The sequence below is a fragment of the uncultured Algibacter sp. genome (assembly GCF_947495925.1).
GTDB lineage: Bacteria > Bacteroidota > Bacteroidia > Flavobacteriales > Flavobacteriaceae > Algibacter_E.
Window position 1 is genome coordinate 326,659 of sequence record NZ_CANMAU010000003.1, and the last position, 23,867, is coordinate 350,525.

26 protein-coding genes are annotated in these 23,867 nt (G+C 33.4%); 10 read left to right on the top strand and 16 right to left on the bottom strand.

Translation table 11 applies throughout. The features are described 5' to 3' along the window. The first annotated feature begins 16 nt into the window (after window positions 1-16). From Q0857_RS07750 to Q0857_RS07770, 5 genes are all read left to right on the top strand, one after another. On the top strand, window positions 17-1,657 hold the full coding sequence (locus Q0857_RS07750) for a S8 family serine peptidase (RefSeq protein ID WP_298533547.1): 1,641 nt from the start codon (window positions 17-19) through the stop codon (window positions 1,655-1,657). Continuing rightward, entirely contained in the window at window positions 1,657-2,598 is a 942-nt protein-coding gene (locus Q0857_RS07755) for a nitronate monooxygenase (RefSeq protein ID WP_298533548.1), read from the top strand. Before Q0857_RS07750 ends, Q0857_RS07755 begins: the two co-directional genes overlap by 1 nt. A 260-nt stretch (window positions 2,599-2,858) precedes the next feature. Then, window positions 2,859-4,235, top strand: a complete 1,377-nt coding sequence (locus Q0857_RS07760) for an MATE family efflux transporter (RefSeq protein ID WP_298533549.1) — start codon at window positions 2,859-2,861, stop codon at window positions 4,233-4,235. A gap of 12 nt (window positions 4,236-4,247) precedes the next feature. Then, a complete protein-coding gene (locus tag Q0857_RS07765; RefSeq protein WP_298533551.1) occupies window positions 4,248-4,475 on the top strand; it encodes a hypothetical protein in 228 nt (75 codons plus the stop codon). 11 nt (window positions 4,476-4,486) lie between these two features. Next, window positions 4,487-5,077 carry a phosphatase PAP2 family protein gene (locus Q0857_RS07770; RefSeq protein ID WP_298533553.1) on the top strand — a complete coding sequence of 197 codons (591 nt, stop codon included), beginning with the start codon at window positions 4,487-4,489 and terminating at the stop codon, window positions 5,075-5,077. On the opposite strand, the gene meaB is transcribed toward Q0857_RS07770, so the two are convergent. Together meaB and Q0857_RS07780 are read right to left on the bottom strand one after the other, a co-directional pair. Then, window positions 5,053-6,129, bottom strand: a complete 1,077-nt coding sequence (gene meaB / locus Q0857_RS07775) for a methylmalonyl Co-A mutase-associated GTPase MeaB (protein WP_298533554.1) — start codon at window positions 6,127-6,129, stop codon at window positions 5,053-5,055. The two genes, Q0857_RS07770 and meaB, sit on opposite strands and share 25 nt — an antisense overlap. Before the next feature lie 56 nt (window positions 6,130-6,185). Next, a complete protein-coding gene (locus Q0857_RS07780) occupies window positions 6,186-6,740 on the bottom strand; it encodes a DUF2911 domain-containing protein (RefSeq protein WP_298533556.1) in 555 nt (184 codons plus the stop codon). Window positions 6,741-6,915: 175 nt separating this feature from the next. On the opposite strand from Q0857_RS07780, the gene Q0857_RS07785 reads away from it, so the two are divergent. Genes Q0857_RS07785 through Q0857_RS07795 form a run of 3 tightly spaced genes read left to right on the top strand, consistent with a single transcriptional unit; the run spans window position 6,916 to window position 9,580 of the window. Further along, window positions 6,916-7,467, top strand: a complete 552-nt coding sequence (locus Q0857_RS07785; protein ID WP_298533558.1) for an RNA polymerase sigma factor — start codon at window positions 6,916-6,918, stop codon at window positions 7,465-7,467. After that, window positions 7,451-8,032 (top strand): hypothetical protein, encoded by a 582-nt coding sequence (locus tag Q0857_RS07790; RefSeq protein WP_298533559.1) that lies wholly within the window; start codon window positions 7,451-7,453, stop codon window positions 8,030-8,032. Before Q0857_RS07785 ends, Q0857_RS07790 begins: the two co-directional genes overlap by 17 nt. Window positions 8,033-8,044: 12 nt before the next feature. Beyond that, window positions 8,045-9,580: a hypothetical protein gene (locus tag Q0857_RS07795; RefSeq protein ID WP_298533561.1), complete on the top strand. Its 1,536-nt coding sequence runs from the start codon at window positions 8,045-8,047 to the stop codon at window positions 9,578-9,580. A gap of 2 nt (window positions 9,581-9,582) precedes the next feature. Here Q0857_RS07795 and miaA read toward each other — a convergent pair whose 3' ends face one another. The 10 genes from miaA to Q0857_RS07845 form a co-directional block, all read right to left on the bottom strand. Continuing rightward, a complete protein-coding gene (gene miaA, locus Q0857_RS07800; protein WP_298534101.1) occupies window positions 9,583-10,503 on the bottom strand; it encodes a tRNA (adenosine(37)-N6)-dimethylallyltransferase MiaA in 921 nt (306 codons plus the stop codon). A 7-nt stretch (window positions 10,504-10,510) separates the two neighbouring features. Next, window positions 10,511-10,657 (bottom strand): hypothetical protein, encoded by a 147-nt coding sequence (locus Q0857_RS07805; RefSeq protein WP_298533563.1) that lies wholly within the window; start codon window positions 10,655-10,657, stop codon window positions 10,511-10,513. Window positions 10,658-10,744: 87 nt separating this feature from the next. Continuing rightward, complete coding sequence (locus Q0857_RS07810; protein ID WP_298533564.1) at window positions 10,745-11,596, bottom strand: ion transporter; 852 nt, start codon at window positions 11,594-11,596, stop codon at window positions 10,745-10,747. Window positions 11,597-11,617: 21 nt separating this feature from the next. Next, window positions 11,618-12,079 (bottom strand): DUF3858 domain-containing protein, encoded by a 462-nt coding sequence (locus Q0857_RS07815; protein ID WP_298533565.1) that lies wholly within the window; start codon window positions 12,077-12,079, stop codon window positions 11,618-11,620. 17 nt (window positions 12,080-12,096) lie between these two features. Beyond that, on the bottom strand, window positions 12,097-13,584 hold the full coding sequence (locus Q0857_RS07820; protein WP_298533567.1) for a DUF3857 domain-containing protein: 1,488 nt from the start codon (window positions 13,582-13,584) through the stop codon (window positions 12,097-12,099). Then, window positions 13,581-14,948, bottom strand: a complete 1,368-nt coding sequence (locus tag Q0857_RS07825) for an exonuclease domain-containing protein (protein ID WP_298533568.1) — start codon at window positions 14,946-14,948, stop codon at window positions 13,581-13,583. Before Q0857_RS07825 ends, Q0857_RS07820 begins: the two co-directional genes overlap by 4 nt. Before the next feature lie 37 nt (window positions 14,949-14,985). Further along, window positions 14,986-15,342, bottom strand: a complete 357-nt coding sequence (locus tag Q0857_RS07830; protein ID WP_298533570.1) for a four helix bundle protein — start codon at window positions 15,340-15,342, stop codon at window positions 14,986-14,988. Window positions 15,343-15,370: 28 nt separating this feature from the next. After that, window positions 15,371-16,033: a YggS family pyridoxal phosphate-dependent enzyme gene (locus Q0857_RS07835; RefSeq protein ID WP_298533572.1), complete on the bottom strand. Its 663-nt coding sequence runs from the start codon at window positions 16,031-16,033 to the stop codon at window positions 15,371-15,373. A 41-nt stretch (window positions 16,034-16,074) separates the two neighbouring features. Then, complete coding sequence (locus Q0857_RS07840; RefSeq protein WP_298533574.1) at window positions 16,075-16,965, bottom strand: 3-hydroxyacyl-CoA dehydrogenase family protein; 891 nt, start codon at window positions 16,963-16,965, stop codon at window positions 16,075-16,077. Window position 16,966: 1 nt separating this feature from the next. Next, a complete protein-coding gene (locus Q0857_RS07845) occupies window positions 16,967-17,926 on the bottom strand; it encodes a Gfo/Idh/MocA family oxidoreductase (RefSeq protein WP_298533576.1) in 960 nt (319 codons plus the stop codon). Window positions 17,927-18,081: 155 nt separating this feature from the next. On the opposite strand from Q0857_RS07845, the gene Q0857_RS07850 reads away from it, so the two are divergent. Next, window positions 18,082-18,723 carry a protein-L-isoaspartate(D-aspartate) O-methyltransferase gene (locus tag Q0857_RS07850; RefSeq protein ID WP_298533577.1) on the top strand — a complete coding sequence of 214 codons (642 nt, stop codon included), beginning with the start codon at window positions 18,082-18,084 and terminating at the stop codon, window positions 18,721-18,723. Between the two features lie 4 nt (window positions 18,724-18,727). Here the strand turns inward: Q0857_RS07850 and Q0857_RS07855 are convergent, their stop codons facing one another. Next, the gene (locus tag Q0857_RS07855; protein ID WP_298533579.1) at window positions 18,728-19,285 is read right to left on the bottom strand and encodes a hypothetical protein; all 558 of its coding nucleotides are present in this window, start codon (window positions 19,283-19,285) and stop codon (window positions 18,728-18,730) included. Between the two features lie 55 nt (window positions 19,286-19,340). Then, complete coding sequence (smpB, locus tag Q0857_RS07860; RefSeq protein WP_298533580.1) at window positions 19,341-19,799, bottom strand: SsrA-binding protein SmpB; 459 nt, start codon at window positions 19,797-19,799, stop codon at window positions 19,341-19,343. Between the two features lie 227 nt (window positions 19,800-20,026). On the opposite strand from smpB, the gene lpdA reads away from it, so the two are divergent. Beyond that, on the top strand, window positions 20,027-21,427 hold the full coding sequence (gene lpdA, locus Q0857_RS07865) for a dihydrolipoyl dehydrogenase (protein WP_298533581.1): 1,401 nt from the start codon (window positions 20,027-20,029) through the stop codon (window positions 21,425-21,427). A 56-nt stretch (window positions 21,428-21,483) separates the two neighbouring features. Here lpdA and Q0857_RS07870 read toward each other — a convergent pair whose 3' ends face one another. Beyond that, window positions 21,484-22,854: an efflux transporter outer membrane subunit gene (locus tag Q0857_RS07870; protein WP_298533582.1), complete on the bottom strand. Its 1,371-nt coding sequence runs from the start codon at window positions 22,852-22,854 to the stop codon at window positions 21,484-21,486. Then, window positions 22,851-23,828 (bottom strand): hypothetical protein, encoded by a 978-nt coding sequence (locus Q0857_RS07875; protein WP_298533583.1) that lies wholly within the window; start codon window positions 23,826-23,828, stop codon window positions 22,851-22,853. The genes Q0857_RS07870 and Q0857_RS07875 overlap by 4 nt, the downstream gene beginning before the upstream one ends. Between the last annotated feature and the right edge of the window lie 39 nt (window positions 23,829-23,867).

The window sequence follows — 23,867 nt, forward strand, 5'->3', positions numbered from 1 at the left end:
GCATAAAACTAAGTTAATGAAAAGGGGGTGTTGCTTCTTAATATGTCTTATTATATTTTTTGATGTTTTCCCCCAAGAAGATGCTTGGGTGTATTTTACTGATAAAGAAAATGTAGCCGCTTCCATTAATAATCCCATTAGTATTCTTACTCAAAAAGCAATTGATCGAAAAGCCAAACACGATGTGAGTATTGATGCTCGAGATGTTCCGGTAAATGAAGGCTATATAGAACAAATTAAAAATGCTACGGGCATAAGCGTAAAGGCAAAATCTAAATGGTTTAATGCCGTCCATATTCGGGGATTAAAGACCGATGTAGATAATCTAGTTTCAGATCCAGATTTAAATTTTATTGAACGCATTGTTTATGCTGATAAAAGTCTAAATTTAAAAAAGCATTCAAAAAAGAAACCTGAAATTCTACATAATAAATTTGAATTCGTAAATACTTTAGTAAATTTTACATTTGGTGATACCCAGAATCAATTAGAAATGATTCATGTAAATGATTTGCATTTTGATGGATATACAGGCGAAGGAATTACCATAGCAGTACTGGATGCAGCTTTTACAAATGTAAATACTATGAGCGCTTTTCAGCGTTTAAGAGATGCTGGACATTTACTAGGCGGTTATGATTTTGTGGACAGGACGAGTGCTATTTATCATTATAACCCGACCCCAGTTAGCATTAGTCACGGAACACAAGTTTTAAGTACAATGGCCGGGTTTATTGAAAATAGTTATGTGGGCACTGCTCCAGATGCATCATATTATTTGTTTAGAACTGAAGATAATAACGATGAGAACCCTGTTGAAGAAAGTTACTGGGTTGAAGCAGCTGAACGCGCTGATAGTTTAGGTGTAGACATTTTAAATACCTCACTAGGCTATAAAGATTACAGTCCTAATTATACACGTTACAGTTATGATGCCTCAGAGATGAATGGTAACACAACATTTATAACAAAAGGAGCAAACATTGCGTTTGAAAAAGGATTGCTTCTAGTGACTTCTATAGGTAATTCTGGAAGCTCTGGTTTAGGAGCTCCTGCTGATTCTCCAAATGTATTGTCTGTAGGTGCGGTAAATTTAAATGGAGATTATGCTCCTTTCAGTTCTATAGGAAGTGCGGTTCAGCCTTCTCAAAAACCCGATGTGGTAGCAAGAGGAGAAGCGCCTTATTTAGTTGATGTTAATGATAACATAGTACAGAATAGCGGGACTTCTTTTAGCGGTCCTATTATGGCTGGAGGTATTGCTTGTTTAATGCAAGCTTTACCAAATAAAACCAATATTGAAATTATGAACCTTGTTCGAAAGGCTGGTTCACAATACGAAATGCCTGATTATAAATTGGGCTATGGCATCCCTAATTTGTATCAGGCGTTCGAAGATGCTTTATCTATTGGTGACTTTGGAAATGAGCACATCAAAATATATCCTAATCCTATCACCGCCGAATTATTTGTCAACCTATCTTCTAATTATAAAAATGTTTCATTTCAATTATATGATACTTTAGGGAAATTAATTTTCAACTCTATAATTGAGAGTCCATTTTCTATGAATTTAAGTAACCTTCACCAAGGCATTTATGTTGCTAAAATACATTTAAATGGAGATGTTAAAACTTTTAAACTGATTAAGAAATAATGAATAGAATTACTCAATTATTTAATATTCAATATCCAATTATTCAAGCTGGTATGGTTTGGAATAGTGGTTGGCGATTGGCGGCGGCATCAAGTAATTCAGGAATCTTGGGTTTAATAGGTGCTGGATCTATGTATCCCGAAGTATTACGAGAACATATTCAAAAATGTAAAAAAGCTACAGATAAACCTTTTGGGGTAAATGTGCCTATGTTGTATCCAAATATTCAAGAAATTATGGATATTATTGTTGACGAAGATGTGAAAATTGTTTTTACGTCAGCAGGAAATCCTAAAACATGGACATCTTGGTTACAGGAACGAGGAATAGTTGTTATACACGTGGTAAGTAGTGTGAAATTTGCATTAAAAGCTCAAGAAGCAGGTGTAGATGCTATTGTAGCAGAAGGTTTTGAAGCAGGTGGTCATAATGGGAGAGATGAAACTACAACATTGACGCTTATACCTATGGTGAAAGAAAAGATTGAAATCCCCCTTATTGCCGCAGGAGGTATTGCAACTGGAAAAGCAATGTTAGCAACAATGATTTTAGGTGCAGATGGAGTGCAAATTGGAAGTCGCTTTGTTGCTAGTGAAGAAAGTTCTGCGCATCAAGCATTTAAGCAAATTGTGGTAGATGCAAAAGAAGGCGATACTCAATTAACGCTAAAAGAATTAGCCCCGGTTAGATTAATTAAGAATACGTTTTATAATCAAGTTCAGGAATTATATAGAAAATCACCATCCATAGATGAATTAAAAATACTTTTAGGAAGAGCACGCGCTAAAAAAGGCATGTTTGAGGGGGATTTAGAAAATGGAGAACTAGAAATTGGTCAAATTTCCGGACTAATTCATGATATTAAACCTGTCTCGGAAATTGTTCGAGATATTATGGAAGATTTCGAAGAAGCCAAAAATCAGAATTTAAACTTTTATTAAAAAAAAAAGGAGAAATAGAAATTTCTCCCTTTTAGATCTAGAAAAAAATAGCATTATTTTTTAATCCCTATAAAATAGTTTGCTAGTAGTTTCTGTTTGCGCTATTTATTCTTTCAAGGGTGCTTCTTAAAGCCGGACAAATGTATGTAATTTGATTTTAAAAGAATAGCAAAACATGAACAATTATTAACATTTGTTAATGAGTAATTTCTATTTGTAAAATATTCAATTTCCCTGAAAATTAGTTCTATTTTTGTTTTATGCAACTATCGGCTTATACACGTGAGTTTAAATACAATTGGCAACTGGCGGCACCAGTTATGTTAGGAATGCTTGGGCACACTTTTGTGAGTTTTGTAGATAACATTATGGTAGGTCAATTGGGTACAGCACAGCTTGCAGCAGTGTCGCTAGGAAACAGTTTTATGTTCGTAGCGATGTCTTTAGGAATTGGTTTTTCAACAGCTATAACACCCCTAATTGCAGAAGCAGATACTGCCAAAGATTTTAAAAAAGGAAAATCGGCTTTCAAGCATGGATTATTTTTATGCACCATTATAGGGATACTTCTTTTTTTACTGGTATATTTTGCCAAACCTCTCATGTATTTAATGGAGCAGCCTGTTGAGGTGGTTGAATTGGCAATGCCTTATTTAGATTTGGTAGCGATTTCATTAATTCCTTTGGTTATTTTTCAGGCATTTAAGCAGTTTGGAGATGGATTGTCTATGACTAAATACCCTATGTATTCTACTCTCTTTGGAAATGTAATAAACGTTATTTTAAATTATTTGTTAATTTTTGGAAAGTTTGGTTTTCCTGAGTTAGGTATTGTGGGCGCTGCATACGGAACCTTAGTTTCTAGAATAATTATGGTTTGGCACATCTGGTTTTTACTTAAGGGGAAAGAGAAATCAAAAGCATTCGTAACCCATATTAAAATATTTGTACTTAATAAATTGATGCTTAAAAAATTGCTTAATCTTGGAGCTCCAAGTGCCATGCAAATGTTTTTTGAAGTAGCTATTTTTACCGCTGCTATTTGGTTGAGTGGACTGTTAGGAAAGAATCCGCAAGCAGCTAATCAAATAGCTCTAAATTTGAGTTCTATGACTTTTATGGTGGCTATGGGTTTAAGTGTTGCTGCTATGATTAGAGTGGGTAATCAAAAAGGATTAAGTGCTTATTTTGAATTACGGCGTATTGCATTTTCTTTATTTTTAATGGGGACTCTTTTTGCCATGAGTTTTGCAATTATATTTTTTGTTTTTCATAATCAATTACCAAAAATTTATGTGGATTATGATGATGCCAAGAATTTAATAGACAATAAGGAAGTGGTAACCATAGCATCTAAATTATTAGTAGCTGCAGCCATTTTTCAAATTAGTGATAGTATACAGGTCTTGGTTTTAGGAGCCTTACGTGGCTTACAAGATGTTAAAATACCCACGGCTATTACATTTATTTCCTATTGGTTGATTGGCTTTCCAATTAGTTGGTTTTTGGGAAAAGAAGAGGTCTATGGTAGCTTTGGTATTTGGCTAGGTCTGTTGGCGGGTTTAACAACGGCAGCTATTTTATTATATATTAGGTTTAATTATTTAACTAAAAGGTTAATTTTGTCTAACAACTAATATTTCAATTTAATGAGTCTTCCAAAATTTATTCTAGGAGATAATACAGATTATCCAAACGCTATTTATGTGATTCATACGGAGTTTCCAAGATTTATTATCAATCTTGAAAATGATGAAGTAGAATGGTTTGAAGACTTTGATGCCGAAGACCAAAAGGAACTAGAAGCCGAAACAGAGCATGCTATAAAGTTGGCAACAGAGTTTTATGATAGTGAAGTTGAAAAATACGAAGCATAGATTAGAAAACAATGATTGAACAGCTTTTAGAATACGATACAGAATTATTTCTGTTTTTAAACAATTTGGGTTCAAGTACTTGGGATGGTTTATGGTTGGCTATAACTGAAAAACTCACCTTTATACCACTTTACGCATTGTTGTTATTTTTGCTTTATAAGAAGTTTGGAGCAAAATCATTGTTAGTTTTTGTTGTGGTAGTCGCTCTTATGATAACGTTTACCGATCAAATCACCAATGTTTTTAAACGTGGTTTTATGAGACCAAGACCCTGTGGTGAAGCTGATTTAATAGATTATATGCGTTTTATTGCTGTACGCTGTGGTAAGTACGGTTTTTTCTCTGGACATTCTTCTAACTCTATGGCAGCTGCAGTTTTTGCGGGGTTAATGCTAAAACCATATTATAAAAATTTGATTTTTATATTGCTGATTTGGAGTGTTATTGTTGCCTATAGCAGAATATACGTTGGGGTTCATTACCCTTTAGATATTATTTGTGGATTAACGTTTGGCGCATTATCTGGTTTTATGTTTTATAGAATTGCCAATTATGCTTTAAAAAAGTTCGTAAACTCTTATGGGGCTAAACTTAATAAATGATCTGCCGCTGCAAAGGGAGTTGTCTCATGGTTTTCAATAAGCTTCAGTTGGTTTTCTAACTCTTTTTTAATAGTTGGTTTATTAAAAAAAGCATATTTTAAGTGCTCCTCTATAGTTTGAATCAACCAATATTTGTTTTGTTCAATGCGCTTAGAATGAAAGAAATTGTTTTTCGAGGTGATTTCTATGTACTCCACAACTTGTTCCCAAATACTTTCTATGCCTTCATTATTTAAAGCACTGCAAATAGATACTTGTGGTTGCCAATTTGAAGTTTTTTTAGGATAGAGATGTAAGGCTCTGTTAAATTCTACTTGGGCTAGTTTTGCGCGTTTTTGATTGTCACCATCGGCTTTATTTATTACAATAGCATCGGCCATTTCAATAATACCACGTTTAATACCTTGTAATTCATCGCCTGCACCCGCAAGTTTTAAAAGTAAAAAGAAATCTACCATGCTATGTACGGTTGTTTCACTTTGACCAACACCTACGGTTTCTATAATAATCACATCAAATCCAGCAGCTTCGCAAAGTATAATGGATTCTCGAGTTTTTCGAGCTACACCTCCTAAATTTTTACCAGACGCCGAAGGTCGTATAAAAGCATTGTTGTCTTTAACCAAATCTTCCATTCTGGTTTTATCACCTAAAATACTTCCCTTAGAGATCGTACTACTAGGGTCTATAGCTAAAACTGCAATGCGCTTTCCTTGGTTGGTTAAATGTTTTCCAAAAGCCTCAATAAAAGTGCTTTTTCCAACTCCAGGAACACCAGTAATACCAATTCTAATGGATTTATTTGCATAAGGTAGACAAGCTTTTATAACGGTATTGGCATTTTGTATATGCTTAGGGTTTTTACTTTCAACTAAGGTAATGGATCTGCTAAGGGCCGTTATGTTTTTGTTGATTATTCCAGAAATAAGAGCGTCTGTGTCAACAGGATTTTTTCGCCTCGTTTTAATCCGTTTAATGGAAGTCTTATTATAAATTTCTGTATCAGAAACCCCTGATTTTTCCTGTAGAGCTGATTTCTTTTTTTTTGACACGAATGGTATAAGTTTACTAAAAAATAATGTTCCCTTGAGTGCTAATTTATTTATAGCTACTTTAAAGGTACGGCAACTTTAACATCATCCCAAGCCATGGTAAGGAATAATTTGTCTGTAGAATTGTCGAAACCTATAGTGAATTGCTCAACAACATCGTCAAGTTTCTGCACAGGTACTTCAACATTAATAACATCGTAATTAGGATCCCACATAGGTTTCATTTCTGCATTTACACCCCAAGCGTATTGTTTTGAATTAAAAATAACGGTCCAAGTTGAATCTTTTGGGACGGTCCATAAGGTATATTTACCAGCGGTTAAAGGTATTCCTTTTATATCAAGGGTGCTATTGGTTTCAAACGTAGTGGCTTCGTTTGCACCTGTTCGCCATACTTGATTGAATGGGACTAAAGCACCAAAGACCTCCCGTTCTTTTTTAAAAGGCCTATTGTAAAACACCTCTAGTTTTAAATCATTTAACTTAAACTCAACAGTATCTTTTGGACTTAAACGTTGGGCAAAAATATTTTCTATTATAACTGAATACAAAAATAGTCCTAACGCTATTACAGATAATAGAATTAAGACGCGCTTTAAAAAGGTGTTCATGAATAGCAATTTAACTTGGTATAAAGATAATTTAAAAGGGGTAACTACTAAAATTCAAACGTATATTTATTTAGCTTTGTTATAGTTGCACCAAAAAAAATATTCATTTTTTGCAACACTTCTTTTTTTTAGTCGTCTTTTAAATGAACTAATACAACCTAGAAGAACAATCAGTATGTTTCAAGTTGACATTATAGAAAAATGTAAACAGAACAACAGGAAGGCGCAAATGCAGTTGTACAACCAATACTGCGATGGTATGTATATTGTAGCTAAACGTTTTTTAATAGATGCAGCTGATGCTGAAGATGTAGTTCAAGAAGCCTTCCTAAAGGCTTTTACAAAATTACATCAATATAAAGCAGAAGTTACTTTTGGGGCGTGGTTAAAACGTATTGTTATTAATAAGAGTATTGACTTTTTAAAAACTAAGAAACAGCAATTAGTTGAGTTGGAAGAGGTGCACCTCAAGGTGGTTGATACTCCAATAGATAACAAATGGTTAGTTGATGATGCCATTACATTGGATGATGTAAAACAGGCTATTAATAATTTACCAGATAAGTATCAATTCGTGCTGATGCTCTATTTAATTGAGGGTTATGATCATCAGGAGATTTCGGAAATTCTGGATATATCGGAAGTTGCTTCAAGAACTCAATTGTCAAGAGGTAAATCAAAATTGCAAGGACTATTAAAACTTAAAAAGAATGGCACAAGATATTAGAGAGTTATTTAAGAATGATAAAATAACAGATGAAAAGATGCCTTTGGAACATGAAGATCGATTTCTCCAAAAGTTAGAAAAAGCATTACCTGAAAAACGAGATTATAATTTGGGCTGGATGAAAATAGCGGCAACTATAGTGGTGCTTTTGGGTTTAAGTTTTGGCGCTTTTAAATATTTTCAATCACCGGTAGCTGATGCTGTTGATATTCAAGTAGCGAATACTGAAAAAGAAGAAACCAAAACTTTGGGAGATATCTCTCCTGCACTTAAAAAGGTTGAGGATTATTATTTAGCCAGTATTAATTTAGAATTATCAAAGATGAGTTACACTTCTGAGACTAAAGATTTATTTGATGGATATTTGGCGCAGTTAAATGAGCTTGATAAGGAGTATCAGAGGTTGTCTCAGGAAATGACTGCTTCTGGTCCAAATGAATTATCAGTAAATGCACTAATTGATAATTTAAAACTTCGTTTGACTTTATTGTATCGTTTAAGAGGACAATTAAAGGAGTTTAATTTCAATAATACGGATTCGAAAGAGGTGCAGCAATCAATTTAAAAAAAACAAAAAATGAACAGAATAATCAAAAGAATAGGTATGTTGGTTTTAAGCTTCCTTATTATGGGTAGTATAAAGGCTCAACAAAAACTAACAAAAGTCTCACAATCTATAAAAGTAAATAAAGATGTAAAAGTAAATTTGAATACGAGCAATTGCAATGTGATTTTTGACACTTGGAATAAAAATACTGTTGAAATTGAAGCCTATATCGAGGGAGAGGACCTTAATAATGAAAGTTTACAAGATGTTTTAAAATCTTGGGATATTGATATTGATGGATCGACTAATGAGGTTTCTATAAAAACTACAGCGCACGGTGAAAATGTTTGGGTTTATAATACAGATGATCATGGTGATACAGATGCAGTAACAGCAGTATTGAATGAGCTACATTTTGAATTAGCTGATGTTCCTGATATTGTTGAGGGTTTTGAAATGGCTGAACTCGCCCCGTTAGCACCCATGCCACCAATGTCGCCGATGCCAGAGCTACCAGAATTACCACAAGGTGTTCATAAAATAAAATTTGACTATGAAGCCTATAAGAGAGATGGAGATAAGTACTTAGAGGAGTACTCTAAGGAATTTGATACCGAGTTTGGGGAGGATTTTGCTGAAAAAATGGAAGCTTGGGGGAAAAAGTTTATAGAGCAATGGAGTGATAATTATGAAAGGCAAATAGAGGCTTGGGCAGAAAGTTTTGAGGATAGATATGGTAGTGAGGAGTATGCTCAAAAAATGGAAGCATTGGGCGAAAAATATGCGGAACGAGCAGAACGACAAGCGGCAAGAATGGAAGCTCATGCAGAACGACAAGTTGCAAGAATGGAAGCCCATGCTGAACGTATGGAACATAGGGCACACGCTATTAAAGATAGAAAAACCTATATTAAAGAGCGTGATTTATTATTACAAGAACGTCAGAACAAGATAAAGAAAATGGTTCATGGAAAATCTAATTCTAAGGTTAAAAAGATCATAAAGATTAAAATACCTAAAAGTGCTAAGTTAAAAATTGATGTCAGACATGGAGAAATTGAATTTGCTACGAATATTGATAATCTGAAAGCTGATTTAGCTTATACCAAGTTTAAGGCATATAGCATTAATGGAAGTCGAACTTCCATTAATGCTTCTTATTCTCCCATTACGGTTGCGAATTGGAATACGGGTGAGTTGAACTTAAGCTATGTAAAAAGTGTGGATTTAGAGCATGTTAATAGATTGGTGTTGAATGCAAAATCTTCGAATATTAATATAGGAGATTTAGTAAATAGTGCGATTATTGATGGAGATATTGGACAGTTGAAGATTGCGCATATAGAAAATGAGTTTAGCAACTTAAATATTATTCTTCAAAATAGTGATGCGGTGATTAGTTTGCCTAAAGGAGCACATAATTTACAGTACAAAGGCACACATTCTAGATTTACGCATCCGAAAAAAACGTCTAAAGAAAATACATCAAATTTTACACTTGGAAATACCACAAGTGGTAAAAATATTGTTATTAATGCTAAGTATAGCAATGTGAAACTTCAGTAAGATTATTTCTTCTCTATTTGATTATTAATCTTGGTAACAATGTCTTCAATCTTAGTTAAATAATCAAACCACAAAGTATCCTCTTTTTTCCTAAACCAAGTTAGTTGTCGTTTTGCAAAACGTCTTGTGTTTTTTTTGATTTCTGATATTGCAAAATCTAACTCCCAATCATCATTTAAAAAGTTAAAAATTTCTTTATAACCAACCGTGTTAAGTGCATTTAAATCTTGATAAGGTAATAGGGTCTTAACCTCTTCTAGTAAGCCTTCTTGCATCATAATATCCACGCGTTGATTAATACGATGGTATATTATTTCTCGGTCTGCAGTAAGTCCTATGCTAATGGTTTTAAAACGGCGCTTGTCTTTATTTTTATTTAGAAAAGAGGAATAGGGCTGATGACTTCCAATACAAATTTCTAAAGCTCTAATAACCCGGTGTGGGTTATCAAGGGCTATAGTTTTATATGAAATAGGGTCAAGATTTTGAAGTTGTTGTTGTAAAAACTCCAGTCCTTTGGTTTCTAGTTCTTTATTTAAGGTTTCTCGAATGCTTGGATCTACTTTAGGGAAATAGTCTAGCCCTTTGGTAACTGCGTCTACATATAAACCTGAGCCGCCAACCATAATAACCACATCTTTTGTTTTAAACAGGTCATCTAAAAGGGTTATGGCATCTTTTTCAAAAGCACCTACGTTATAATTATCTTGAATAGATTTGTGGTGTATAAAATGATGCTTTGCCGATGCTAATTCGGTTGGAGACGGTGCAGCTGTTCCTATTTGCATTTCTTTAAAAAACTGACGGGAATCTGCCGAAAGTATTTCGGTATTAAAACGCTTCGCTAACTTAATACTTAATGCCGTTTTACCTATGGCGGTTGGACCAACTATGGAAATGAGGTATTTAACTTGTGCGCTAATTAGTTATTTATTTAGAATGCTTTGCAAAGTTAAATTGAAAATAGGATTGAGCAAGTGTTTGAGGTAAAATAAACTTCACAGATAATTGCGTTAAGGATTGAAGCGTTTGTTGGAGCTCCTTGCAAAGAGCGACCGCTGAAATAGTAGTATTCATGAGTTCAATAATTTTAAATAAAAATCAACTAATAAAACCTGACCTGTTCCTGAACTAAATTCAGGGACAAAAGGTAACGCCTAAATACTACTCAAACAGTTTTTCGCCACAGTTGTAGCAGTATTCTGCATGGTCCTTATGGTTTTCGGCTAAGCAGTTTTCGCAAGATTGTGAGTTTAGATGTACTTCGTCTTCAGGAGATTTGGGGTCATCATTCTTATGGCGGTTAGTATATTCGGCGGATACGATACCTGTTGGGACCGCAATAATTCCATAACCTAATATCATAATTAAAGCTGCTATAAATTGTCCAAAAGGAGTTACCGGGTGAATATCTCCGAAACCTACTGTAGTTAACGTAACAATGCACCAATAGACACTAACTGGTATACTTGAAAAACCACTAGCCTCGCCTTCGATGAGATACATAAGGGTACCAAAAATGATACATAGGATGAGTACAGCAAATAGAAACACAGATATTTTTGCTTTACTCGCTTTTAAAGCAGAGGTAAGGGTTTGCGATGCTCCTAAATAACGAGCAAGCTTTAAAATTCTGAACACTCTTAATAAGCGCAATGCTCTTAAGGCTGCTAATGCATGTATGCCTCCGAATAGTAAGGAAATGTATTTTGGAAGGGTAGATAGTAAATCAATGATACCATAGAAACTGGTGATGTATTTAATGGGTTTTTTAACCGTAATTATACGAGCAATGTATTCGATACTGAATAAAATGGTGATTACCCATTCTGATATATTTAGAAAACTATGAAACCTTTCGTCTAAGCTTTTTATACTTTCTAGCATGACCAGAATAATACTAGCAATGATGGTTATGAGCAAGATAACATCAAATAATTTACCTGCTGGTGTTTCTGCTTCATAAATAATATCATGAAGTTTTGTTTTCCAACCGGGTTTTGATGTGTTAGTCATACTTTCAAATGTAAGAAAAGATTAGATGTTTTTTTTAAGTAGGACGATTGAATTATTTTGAATATCGACTATTTTACTCATAAACTCTTTCAAATAAGGATAAAATTCTGGAGAATAAATAGCTTCTTTAAAGTTAATTTTGAAAGTTATGACTAAGGAGTTTCTGATTTGCCTTGTACTAAATGTAATTTGTCCAGCTTTATTAGGCAAACTCATGTTTATGTTTTTAGGTAGCTCTACTATGGTGTAATCATTATTTAGGCTTAAATTGACTGAATAATAGTAGGTGTCTTTATAGCCAAAATCTATAGGATATGTACGTTCTTGAAGCTTGAAAGGGTTTTCGTCAAAAAACGTTACAAAAAAAGGATTCAAATAAATAATATCTCCAGTATCTTCAGGAAGATACTCAATGTTGTAAGATTCTCTAAATTCTCTGTTGGTTTTGGTATCACAATCAATTTCTAAATCAGAGACTTCCATATCGTTATGAAGCTTTTCTAATTTCTCAATATAACCTCCTTTATTAGGGAAATATTTTTTTTGAGGTTTAAAGCATGATATCCCGTTACCTTAGATTTTATTGAAGCTATGAAAACGTCATCTTCAATATCTACGTTTACATTGTAAAGGATATTTGAAGTAGAATTAGCTTCAAGATCTACCCATTTACTACCATTTTTAAAATCCAATAATCTACCATATTGATTAAGACATCTGAAAGGAATAGTACCAAAACTTAAATATTGGTCTGTCGCATCAAGAATATATATTTTTTCGTTTATAGTTACTTGAACAATTAAATAATTAAATTCTGAAATAACTGGAAATATTTTTGTTGGAAAACCATTACTTCGAGTTGATAGGAGAATGGGTTGTGCTTCAATTCCATTTTCAATGAGCATATTATGAAGCAATATATTAATAGCAGAAACATTTCCTGATTTATTTTTAATAAGGTCTTTTACTGAAACATCTTTAAATATTTTGTACTCGTCATTCCAAGTATAATTATCTTGGACATATTTGTAAATGCCTTCAGCCTTTTTCAAATTATCAACTTCATTAATTATACTTTCACTTAAAAACTCTTTTGATTTAACTGATTTAGATAATTGCTTTCCAATACTAGGGTCTGCTCTTAATTCGTCATCAACACTTTCCCAAGTTTTTGTGTAATTATTTTTAACACCGTCAAAACCTTCAAAAGATTTGAGTTCATACTCTATTCTTGCCACATAGTTAGTCTTATTAGTCATGTAATCTTCCTCAATAAAAGCAGGAATGTCTTTCATAGCATAATGGTTAATACTGCAACCGGAGTAGGCACCACGAGCACCTTCTAAACAGTTTGGTTTAACGTCAGAAGTATTGATATCTAAAGGCTTATATCCTACAAGTTTGACATTATATTGCCAGTTTCCCGGGATACTTGTTTTGTATTCACTATATAACTTTGGAATATCATCTTGAAAATACCAACTTTTATAATTAAACATAAACTGAGAACTTGTTTCATAGCTATACGTTATTACCGAACCTACTTTGGCATTTGGTAAGGTAAATTTGACTATGGTATAGTTATTATTATATTTTTCTTTATAAATGTTATTTTTGTCCAATTTTGTTTTTGTAACGTCTTTACTACCTTTAACTAAATTGTATGTTGTGGCATTAATATCTTTGACACGCTCAGCGCTATTTTTGTTATTGTAGAGGTAAATTTTAACTGTCGCCTTTTCCAAACCTTCACTTTTTAATATTTTAATCTTACATTTTACCTCTGTTTTTAATTTGTAATCATTTTGACTTACATAGCTGTTGCCGGATTCATAAATTACTATAGCATTAGCTGTTGAGTCTTTCGTAAATGTTTTGGCTGCAATATCTCCAAGGGTAACTCTAAAAGCTTCCGAATTATAGTTTTCTTGGGCAAAAACAGAAAAAGAGGTTATGCTAATAATAAGAAATATTATTTTTCTAATCATGTATCAATTATTATGGTTTTTAATCTTTTATGTCTTCTTAAATAGCTTTGAATAATATGCTGAGTATCCCTATTATTCTGCATAGGAGTAATGATGGACTCTAAAACATCGAGATTGTTTATCTGATAATTTAAGTTGAAGAAACCAATCCCTTTAAATACGCCATTTTCTATTAATATAGCGCTGCGTTCATCTACATCTCTCCCTTTGTCAACAATAACCATATTTTTATTATTGTAGCTGTTTTTGTCTATTAAAGCTGTTACTTTTTTGTTGTATAATTCTGAGGGTTCTTTTTGGATGCAAGCACCTTCACAGGTTTTTATATCATAATTAAAACAACTTGTTTTTGTTTTATATAAACCTGTTAATTTTTGACATAGGTTAAAATCTTCAACAGCTTTGGTTATAAAGCTTTTTCCACTTTGACGATTACTAAACGTTGTAATTGGTTTTTTTCTACCGTCGGCAATATCAATTTTCAAGTTAATATAGCCATGTTCATCTTTGTAATGATATAAAGCGTGCGTAAAAATTGATCGTCGTAAAGATTTGTTTAATATAGGTTTAACGCGTTTTATTTCCTCACTTTCCTTTAAAAGAGCTACAAGTTCACTACCAGTGGCTTGGTAGGTTACCGTGTTAACTTTAGCCTGAATTTTTTTAGACTTAGCATTGGTACCCGTGAAGTGTTGATTGAGGCGTTTTTTTATATTGTTGCTCTTACCAATGTAAATAATATCTCCATCGCCATTATGAATATAATAAACCCCTGTTATGGATGGAAGGCTGGCAATAATGTCAATATGTTTAGGCTCAAGTTGATGTTTTGGATTTAAGCGTACAGAATTTTGAATAATGCTTTTATCTGAATCCTTATCCAGCAACATTTTAAATAATTTTACGGTAGCCAGAGCATCGCCAGAAGCTCTGTGTCTATCTGTTACGGGAATACCTAATGAACGCACTAACTTACCTAAACTATAAGAAGGTTGGTCTGGAATTAAATCTTTTGATAGCTCAACAGTGCAGAGTGATTTGCGTTCGTATTCAAAACCTAATCGCCTGAATTCTGTACATAAAATGCGATAATCAAATTGAGCATTGTGAGCGACCAATATGCAGTCTTTTGTTATTTCTACAATTCGCTTTGCTACCTCGTAAAATTTAGGTGCATTACGAAGCATATTGCTGTTTATTCCTGTAAGGTTCACTACAAAAGGTTGTATTTCACGTTCTGGATTTACAAGACTTATAAATTGATCGACCACTTCATGCCCATCGTATTTATAGATGGCAATTTCTGTAATTCCTTCTTCATTATACTTGCCTCCTGTTGTCTCTATGTCTAGTATTGCGTACAATTATTCGAGTTAAAAGTTAAAAACTAAAAGTGAAAAATCACTTGAGTTTAGATTTCATGGTGTTAATTGTTGGGACTAACATTTTTATAAGTTCTTTATTGAGGTTTGACAGTGAATTAAAATTATTGATTTCAATATAGTCAGTATCTTTTAGCAATAAAAGCCAATATTCAGTTTCATTTACTTCTTTTAGAGCAATACTCATTTTATTAATAAAATCTTTGCTAGATTGAACGAATTCTGCCTCTCTAATATTTGCTCCAATTGATGTCCCGCTTTTAAGTAATTGCCTTGATAAAGTATATTCTTTTTTATCTGAAGAAATAGATTTATAAGTTTTAACAACTAAAATGGGAAAACTATAACTTTTGGTTCTTAAAATAGATTTATCCATAAAACTGTTCGTTTTTCATTTTTAGTTTTTAACTTCTAGAGCCAAAAATACTACTACCTACTCTAATCATGTTGCTTCCGCAATCAATGGCTAACTTGTAATCTCCGCTCATCCCCATGCTAATGGTTTCAAGTTCTAAATTATCAAAATGAAACTCTGATAGTTGGTTAAAAGCTAATTTTAGTGATTTGAATTCTTGACTCACTTGATTGTAATCATTGGTAAAAGTAGCCATTCCCATAACTCCAGTAATTCTAATATTTGTTAATTCTGAAAACGTATCAGAATGAATAATGTCAATAGCATCTTTTGTTGTCATTCCAAATTTAGAATCTTCTACAGCTATTTTTATTTGAAGTAAGCAATCAATAATTCTATTGTGCTTTAAAGCTTGCTTATTAATTTCTTTTAATAATTTAACATTGTCTACACCATGAATTAGGTTAACAAACGCAGCCATATGCTTTACCTTGTTGCGTTGAACATGACCTATCATATGCCATTCGATGTCTTTGGGCATAGCTTCATGTTTTTCAGCCATTTCTTGAATTTTGTTTTCTCCAAAAATCCGCTGACCAGCATTATAGGCTTGCATGAGGTCTGCTATTGGTTTCGTTTTTGAAACCGCTACCAATGTAACATGCTTTGGTAGTGCTAATTTAATTTTATTAAGATTTTCTGCTATGGACATCTAGGTCTTTAATAATGTTGTAATTTGTAGGAGGACTTGGATTAATTTAGAAACTGTTTTGCAATCTTTTCTGCTTTTTTATTATTTGAATAATCATAGAAACCTTCACCAGATTTTATTCCTAATTTTCCAGCTCTTACCATATTAACTAAAAGTGGACAAGGTGCGTATTTAGGGGTTTTAAACCCGTTATACATCACATTAAGTATAGATAAACATACATCAAGACCAATAAAATCGGCTAATTGTAAAGGCCCCATTGGGTGCGCCATCCCTAATTTCATTACCGTGTCAATTTCATAAACACCCGCAACACCATGGTATAGTGTTTCAATAGATTCGTTAAGCATTGGCATTAAAATACGATTGGCAACAAATCCGGGGTAATCATTAACTTCAACAGGAACTTTGCCTAAGGTTTTGGATAACTCCATAATAGTGGCAGTCACCTTGTTACTTGTGTTATAACCCCGTATAATTTCAACCAATTTCATGATGGGTACGGGGTTCATAAAGTGCATCCCAATTACACGTTCAGGTCTTGAAGTTACTCCAGCGATTTGTGTTATTGAAATTGATGATGTATTAGTTGCGAGTATCGCGCTCTCAGAACAGGCTTCGTCTAATTCTTTAAATATTTTAAGTTTAAGCTCAAGGTTTTCAGTGGCAGCTTCAACAACCAAAGCAGCATAATCAACTCCTTCTTTAATGTTAGTAAAAGGAGTAATATTATTTAGTGTATCTAGTTTTTGTTGTGCTGTAATTTTTTCTTTAGCTACCATTCTATCTAAATTGGTAGCTATGGTCTGTATTCCTTTTTTTAAAGCTTCTTTGTTAATATCAATTAATTGTACTTTAAATCCGCTTTGAGCAAAAGTATGAGCAATACCGTTGCCCATAGTTCCTGCTCCAATTACAGCAACGTTTTTCATATTAAAAACTATTTATAATTTGAGTGGCAACTCTTAAGGCTTCGGTGCCATCATGTAAAGTTACTATTGGGGTACTGTTACTATTAATAGCATCAGCAAAGGTTTCTAGTTCGTCTAAAATTGAATTATTATCTGGAATAGAAGGGTTGTCAAAGTAAATTTGTTTTTTCACACCTTCAGCATTTTGTAATATCATATCAAAATCTCCAGGGTTTTTTGGAGCATCTTTCATTTTTACAACTTCACATTTTTTGGTCAGAAAATCAACGGAGATGTAAGCATCTTTTTGAAAGAAACGTGCTTTGCGCATTTTTTTAAGTGAAATCCTACTCGCCGTTAGGTTCGCCACACAGCCGTTTTCAAATTCTAACCTGGCATTTGCAATATCGGGTGTATCGCTAATTACTGCAACTCCGCTGGCAGAAACATGTTTCACCTTAGATTTTACGATGCTTAAAATAATATCAATATCATGGATCATGAGGTCTAAAACCACAGGAACATCTGTACCTCTTGGATTAAACTCTGCCAAACGATGTGTTTCAATAAACATTGGAGATTTAATATCGTCTTTAACTGCTAGAAAAGCAGGGTTGAAGCGTTCAACATGCCCAACTTGTCCACGTAAATCGTTTTCAGCTAAAAGTTCTCTTATGTGTTCTGCTTCTTCAACGGTATTGGTAATTGGTTTTTCAATAAAAATATGCTTTCCTTTTGCAATAGCTTGTTTTGCACAGTCATAATGCGAAAGTGTTGGGGTAACAATATCCACCATATCTACTGCATCAATAAGCGCTTCTACTGAATTAAAGAATTTATATCCAAACTCGGCTTCTACCTTTTTTCCATTGTTCTCGTCAGCATCATAGAAACCAATAAGGTTGTATTTTTCAGATTGATTAAGAAGTCTTAAATGTATTTTTCCTAAGTGCCCAGCACCAAGTACTCCTGCTTTTAGCATAATGTTTCGTTTTTACAAAAATAAGATATTTAAAAGGTGAAGTTAAGTAAAAGCTGCTAAAATTTTAGCCAATTAAATTGAAAAATTAATTCTGAATAAATAGTTTCAGTCTTAAAAATCTTTAACTAAATTTAGCTGCTAAACCCCAACCAAAATTGAAAGACACTTTTAAACATCAAGGATTAAGACAGCAGCTAGTTAATGTATTAAAAAACAAAGGCATAAAAGATGAGGCTGTTTTAAATGCTATTGGTAAAATCCCTAGGCATTTGTTTATGGACTCTAGTTTTTTAGATCATGCTTACCAAGATAAAGCATTTCCTATTGCTGCAGATCAAACAATTTCGCAACCCTATACCGTGGCGTTTCAATCAGAATTACTTAAAATTAAAAGAGGCGACAAAATTCTTGAAATAGGTACAGGGAGTGGTTATCAAACAGCGGTTCTGTGTGAGTTAGGCGCTAAGGTTTGGAGTATTGAGCGTCAAAATGAATTGTTTAAAAAAACGAGTAAATTTTTACCAAAATTGGGATACCGCGCTAAGAAACTCATTTTTGGAGATGGGTATATTGGATTTAAAGAAGAAGCGCCTTTTGACAGTATTATAGTAACCGCAGGGGCACCTTATGTTCCTAAATCTTTGTTAAGTCAGTTAAAGGTGGGAGGGAAGTTAGTAATTCCGGTTGGCGATGATGTACAGGTGATGACTATGTTTATTAGAACAGGACCAAAGGAATTTGCTCAAGAAGAGTTTGGTGATTTTAGATTTGTACCCTTGTTAGGAGATAAAAACTAGTGTTTTATCTTTTTAGATAGACTTCTGGAATAGGATTATCTTTTGATTCTTGTGACCAATATATATTTATAATCCACCAGCGCTTACCATCATTTAGAAGCTGAATACTGTTTATGCCGCGCATAAATGGTTCTTCATCTGATTCAGTATGAAAAGATTCATAAGAGCTAAAAATATGGGCAATACTTCCAAAATACTCAACGCGCCTTAAAATTTCTTTTTCATAAAATCCGTTAGATTGAAACCATTTGGTCGCTTCTTTAATATATTCATCAGGAGACATGTAATTAACCTGATAGATTCCAGCTTTGTTTTTTCCAGATGGAATTAATTTGGCGTTTGGTTTGAATAAATATTTGAATTGCTTCCAGTTTCTTTTAGCTCCTTTTTTTCCAGAAATGGTGCTATATAGCGTTTTTATTATGTTGTCCATGGTAAGAACAACAGTGCTGTCCACTGCAAAAACTTCAGGGGATTCAGGTACGCTTGTATTCGTTTTTTTTTGGGTATGCCCTAAAAAGAAAACTAAAAAGAGTATAATGAGAAGAAGCCTTTTTTGCATTATTAAAATTTTAATATTTGGTATAATCGATATAACGTAAGAACTGAAACTAATATTATTTATAGGCTTTTTTTATTCTATCTAAATCTCGTTTATTATCTCTGTCTTTAATGGTTTCGCGTTTATCAAAAAGCTTTTTACCCTTGGCTAGAGCAATATCTAATTTTGCATATCCTTTATCATTAATGAATAAACGCAGCGGTATTATAGTTAATCCAGTGTTTTGAACTTCTTTATTTAATTTCTTAAGTTCTTTTCTGTTTAATAAAAGTTTGCGCACCGCTTTAGGTTTGTGGTTGTAGTAATTTCCAAAGGCATATTCCTGAATCGTCATGTTAATTACAAAAAGTTCGCCTTGTTCATTAAATTCACAAAAACTTTCTGCTATTGATGCTTTACTACTTCTAATAGATTTTATTTCAGTACCCGTTAAAACAATTCCAGCGACGTACTTATCTAAAATTTCATATTGAAACCTAGCTTTTTTATTCTGTATGTTAATATTCTTTTGCATGAGTGACAAAACTACATAAATTTAGGAAGTTTCATTTTCAAAATGAGTAGATTCCGAAAATAAAGTAGTGTAACGATGGTTTTATTTCATTTTCATAAAGTTTTGAGGTATTCATTATATGAATTGTAATTCTATTTGATAAAACTTAATTTTTATTGCCACACAACAAAACATTCGTATTTTTGATATTCTATATTTAAAATCACAATTCAAAATAAAATATTGATATGAATTCATATGATGTAGCCGTAATAGGTTCGGGTCCTGGAGGGTATGTGGCAGCGATACGTTGTGCACAATTAGGCATGAAAACTGCCATTATAGAGAAGTATTCAACATTGGGGGGTACTTGCTTAAATGTAGGTTGTATTCCTAGTAAAGCACTTCTTGATTCTTCGCATCATTATGAAGATGCTGTAAAGCATTTTGAAGAACATGGAATTGACATTCCGGGAGATGTTAAGGTGAATCTAGAAAAAATGATTGCTAGAAAGCAAGCTGTTGTAGATCAAACTACTGGAGGGATTGATTTCTTAATGAAGAAGAATAAAATTGATGTTTATCAAGGTTTAGGTAGTTTTAAAGATGCCACTCATATTAATATAGCGGGGGACGAATCTATTGAAATAGAGGCTAAAAACACGATTATAGCAACTGGAAGTAAGCCTTCAAGTTTACCTTTTATAAATATTGATAAAGAGCGTGTTATAACTTCAACTGAAGCCTTGAAATTAAAAGAGATTCCGAAGCACTTGGTTGTTATTGGTGGAGGTGTTATAGGTCTTGAGTTAGGTCAGGTTTATAGACGATTAGGATCGGAGGTTACCGTTGTAGAATATATGGATAGAATTATCCCTACTATGGATAAAGGCTTATCTAAAGAACTGAATAAAGTTTTTAAGAAGGCGAAGTTCAAAATGAATGTATCTCACAAAGTAAAATCTGTTGAGCGTGTGGGTGATGAAGTGATTATTAAGGCAGATAATAAAAAAGGTGAAGAAGTAGAAATTAAAGGCGATTATTGTTTAGTATCTGTTGGGCGCCGTCCATATACTGATGGATTAAATATGGAAGCAGCAGGCGTAAAATTAAATGATAGAGGGCAAGTAGAAGTTAATGATCATTTACAAACAAGTGCTTCTAATATTTATGCTATTGGAGATGTTGTAACAGGAGCAATGTTGGCTCATAAAGCTGAAGAAGAAGGTGTTTTTGTTGCTGAAACTATTGCAGGCCAAAAACCACATATTGATTATAATTTAATACCTGGAGTTGTTTACACATGGCCAGAAGTTGCTGCGGTTGGTAAAACAGAAGAGCAGCTTAAAGAAGCTGGTGTAGCTTATAAAACAGGGTCATTTCCAATGCGTGCTTTAGGTAGAAGTAGAGCTAGTATGGATTTAGACGGGTTTGTTAAAATTCTAGCTGATAAAACTACTGATGAAATTTTAGGTGTACATATGATTGGTGCTCGTGCTGCAGATATGATTGCTGAAGCCGTTGTAGCAATGGAATATAGAGCGAGTGCGGAAGATGTTTCAAGAATGTCTCATGCTCATCCTACGTTTACAGAAGCCATTAAAGAGGCCGCATTAGCAGCCACTGAAGATAGAGCACTGCATATTTAGAAAAGTGTAATAAAACAAAAAAGCAGCCACTAGGCTGCTTTTTTGTTTTTGATATTTTATTGTTGTTCCATTTCCCAGCCGCCACCAAGAGCTTGGTACAATTGTATGATTGAAAGTATTTCCTGTTGGAGGGCAGCAGAAGCTCTTAATTCAGAATTAAACTGAGACTCTTGTAACGTTAGAACCTCCAAATAGCTTGTTAAACCACCATCGTATCTTACCCATGATAATTGAGCAGCTTTTGTAGCTAATTCCATTTGCTCATTACGCAAAAGATACTCTTTATTAAATGTATTTTGAGCAATCATAGCATCTTCTACTTCTTTGATGGCTGAAAGATAAGTTAGCTGATAATTGTATAATAAGGCTTCGGTTTTAGTTTTTTCTATTTCTATGCCTGTTTCAATTCTTCCACCATTAAAAATAGGTCCTAATAATTGAGCACCCAAATCAGCAAAAAGAGATGTGGGATTTAATAATTGGCTTCCCATATTCAAACTAATGGTCAATGATGGATATTTTAAGGCTTCAGCGACTCCTATTTTTATGGTTTGAGCTTCCAGTTGGCGTTCGGCTTGCAGCACGTCAGGTCTTCTGCTTATTAATTCTGAAGGTACTCCAGTAGGGACTTCAGGTAAATAAATTTGTTCCGCTAAAGGGAGACCTCTTTCAATATCTTGAGGTGTTGTGCCTAATAAAACACTAATGCCATTTTCAAGTTGAACTCTCGATCTGTTTAGAGCAGTGATTGTGGCCTGGGCTTCTATGAGTTGAATTTTAGATTGCGATAAATCTACTTCGTTCACAAAACCACCATCATAACGCGCTTGCATGATGTTGTAGTTTTCATTAAAGTTTTTAGCTGTTTTTTGAGATATGAGAAGTCTGTTATCTAAATCTCGAAGAGATATGTAGGCGATAGCTACAGAGGTTATGATACTTATTTTTAAAGATTTAAAACCTTCTTCGGTGGCTAAATATTGTTGTAAAGCCACATCATTTTGACTTCTAATCCTGCCCCAAAGATCCACAGTATATGAGGCATTAACTCCAGCATTAATAGAATTTTTGAAATCTGATGAATTCGAATTTGTTACTGAAGAGGCACCCGCGAAATAATTTACACTTGGGTATAAATCGGATTTGGACAATTCAAAATATAAATAAGATTCTTTTAAACGTGCAAGCCCTTCATTTATACTTTTGTTATTCGTTATAGCCTTATTGATTAAATCTACTAAAACGGGGTCTTTAAATAATTCCCACCATGGGATGTTAGCAATAGATTCATCACTTGAAGTGTCTTGTCTAAAATGAGTAGGTAAGTCTTGTTCCTCCCTAACATAGTCTTTGCCAACTTTACAGGATGTAAAAACTAAAATTGAAACAACAATAATCGCTATAATAGTAAATTTGCCTAGTCTCATTGTAATTTCAATTTTCTGTTTGATTTAAAATGGGCGATAATTCTAAAAGCTATCACCACATACAATACGGCTATTGAAATTTGAACAACTCTTGTCCAAACTTCCGAACCAGCTTCAGAATCTGACGAGGTAACAGATCCTAAGATTAATAGAAATGTAGAAAAGCCCGTGCCAAAAATAGGTGCTAGTTTGCTCTTTGAGAATAGCTTACTTCCAAAAATAAAGCCGACGCATAAAGTGAGTAATAGCATAAATACTAATAAAGGAACTACAACCAATAATTTGTAGGCGACAATGGCCATGATGCCTCCCAATATGTTTGCAACTATTAAAACAGCTCCAACTTTTGCATTTGCAAGGGCTGGATTCATCGATAAAATCCCAATAAATATTAATATTAATAAGCCTCCAGATAATTTAAAAATGAAGAATAAAAACAAAACTGGCAGTAGAATTAATAAAATATTTCTCGCATATAAAAAGCGATTCATCTCGTTGGATTCAGCATTGCTTTTTAATTTAACAAATACCTCATCTGCTTCAGACCAAGGAAACACCCAAAACACCAATTTGGTAAGTAAAACGGCCATAAACGCATTCATTATTAAATTAATAGCTACAAAGCCACTAACCCCCTGTGGTTCTAATGATAACAATGGAATCACTAAAAGGCTAACTAAGGCAAATAATTTAACCATGGTTGGTATTTTATTTGTGTAATACAACCATAAAATCCCTAAGCATATTAACGGCATAAAAACCAAGGGGTAGTCCTTAAAAAAGGAGCTAAATACATATGTGATTAAATTAATGATTATAAGTATTAGAATAAAAGTAGCACCTTGTTTTATTGTAATAGGTTTTGCGCCAGGTGCTATATAGCCTATAGCTAAGACTGTAGTTAAATATGACAGCGGGTAGTCTAGTATCGAGCTTATAAATAAAATAAAGGTTATTCCAAGTACATATCGCATTAAGGGTTTTGAATCTAACCAGTTATATTTAGAAATCGA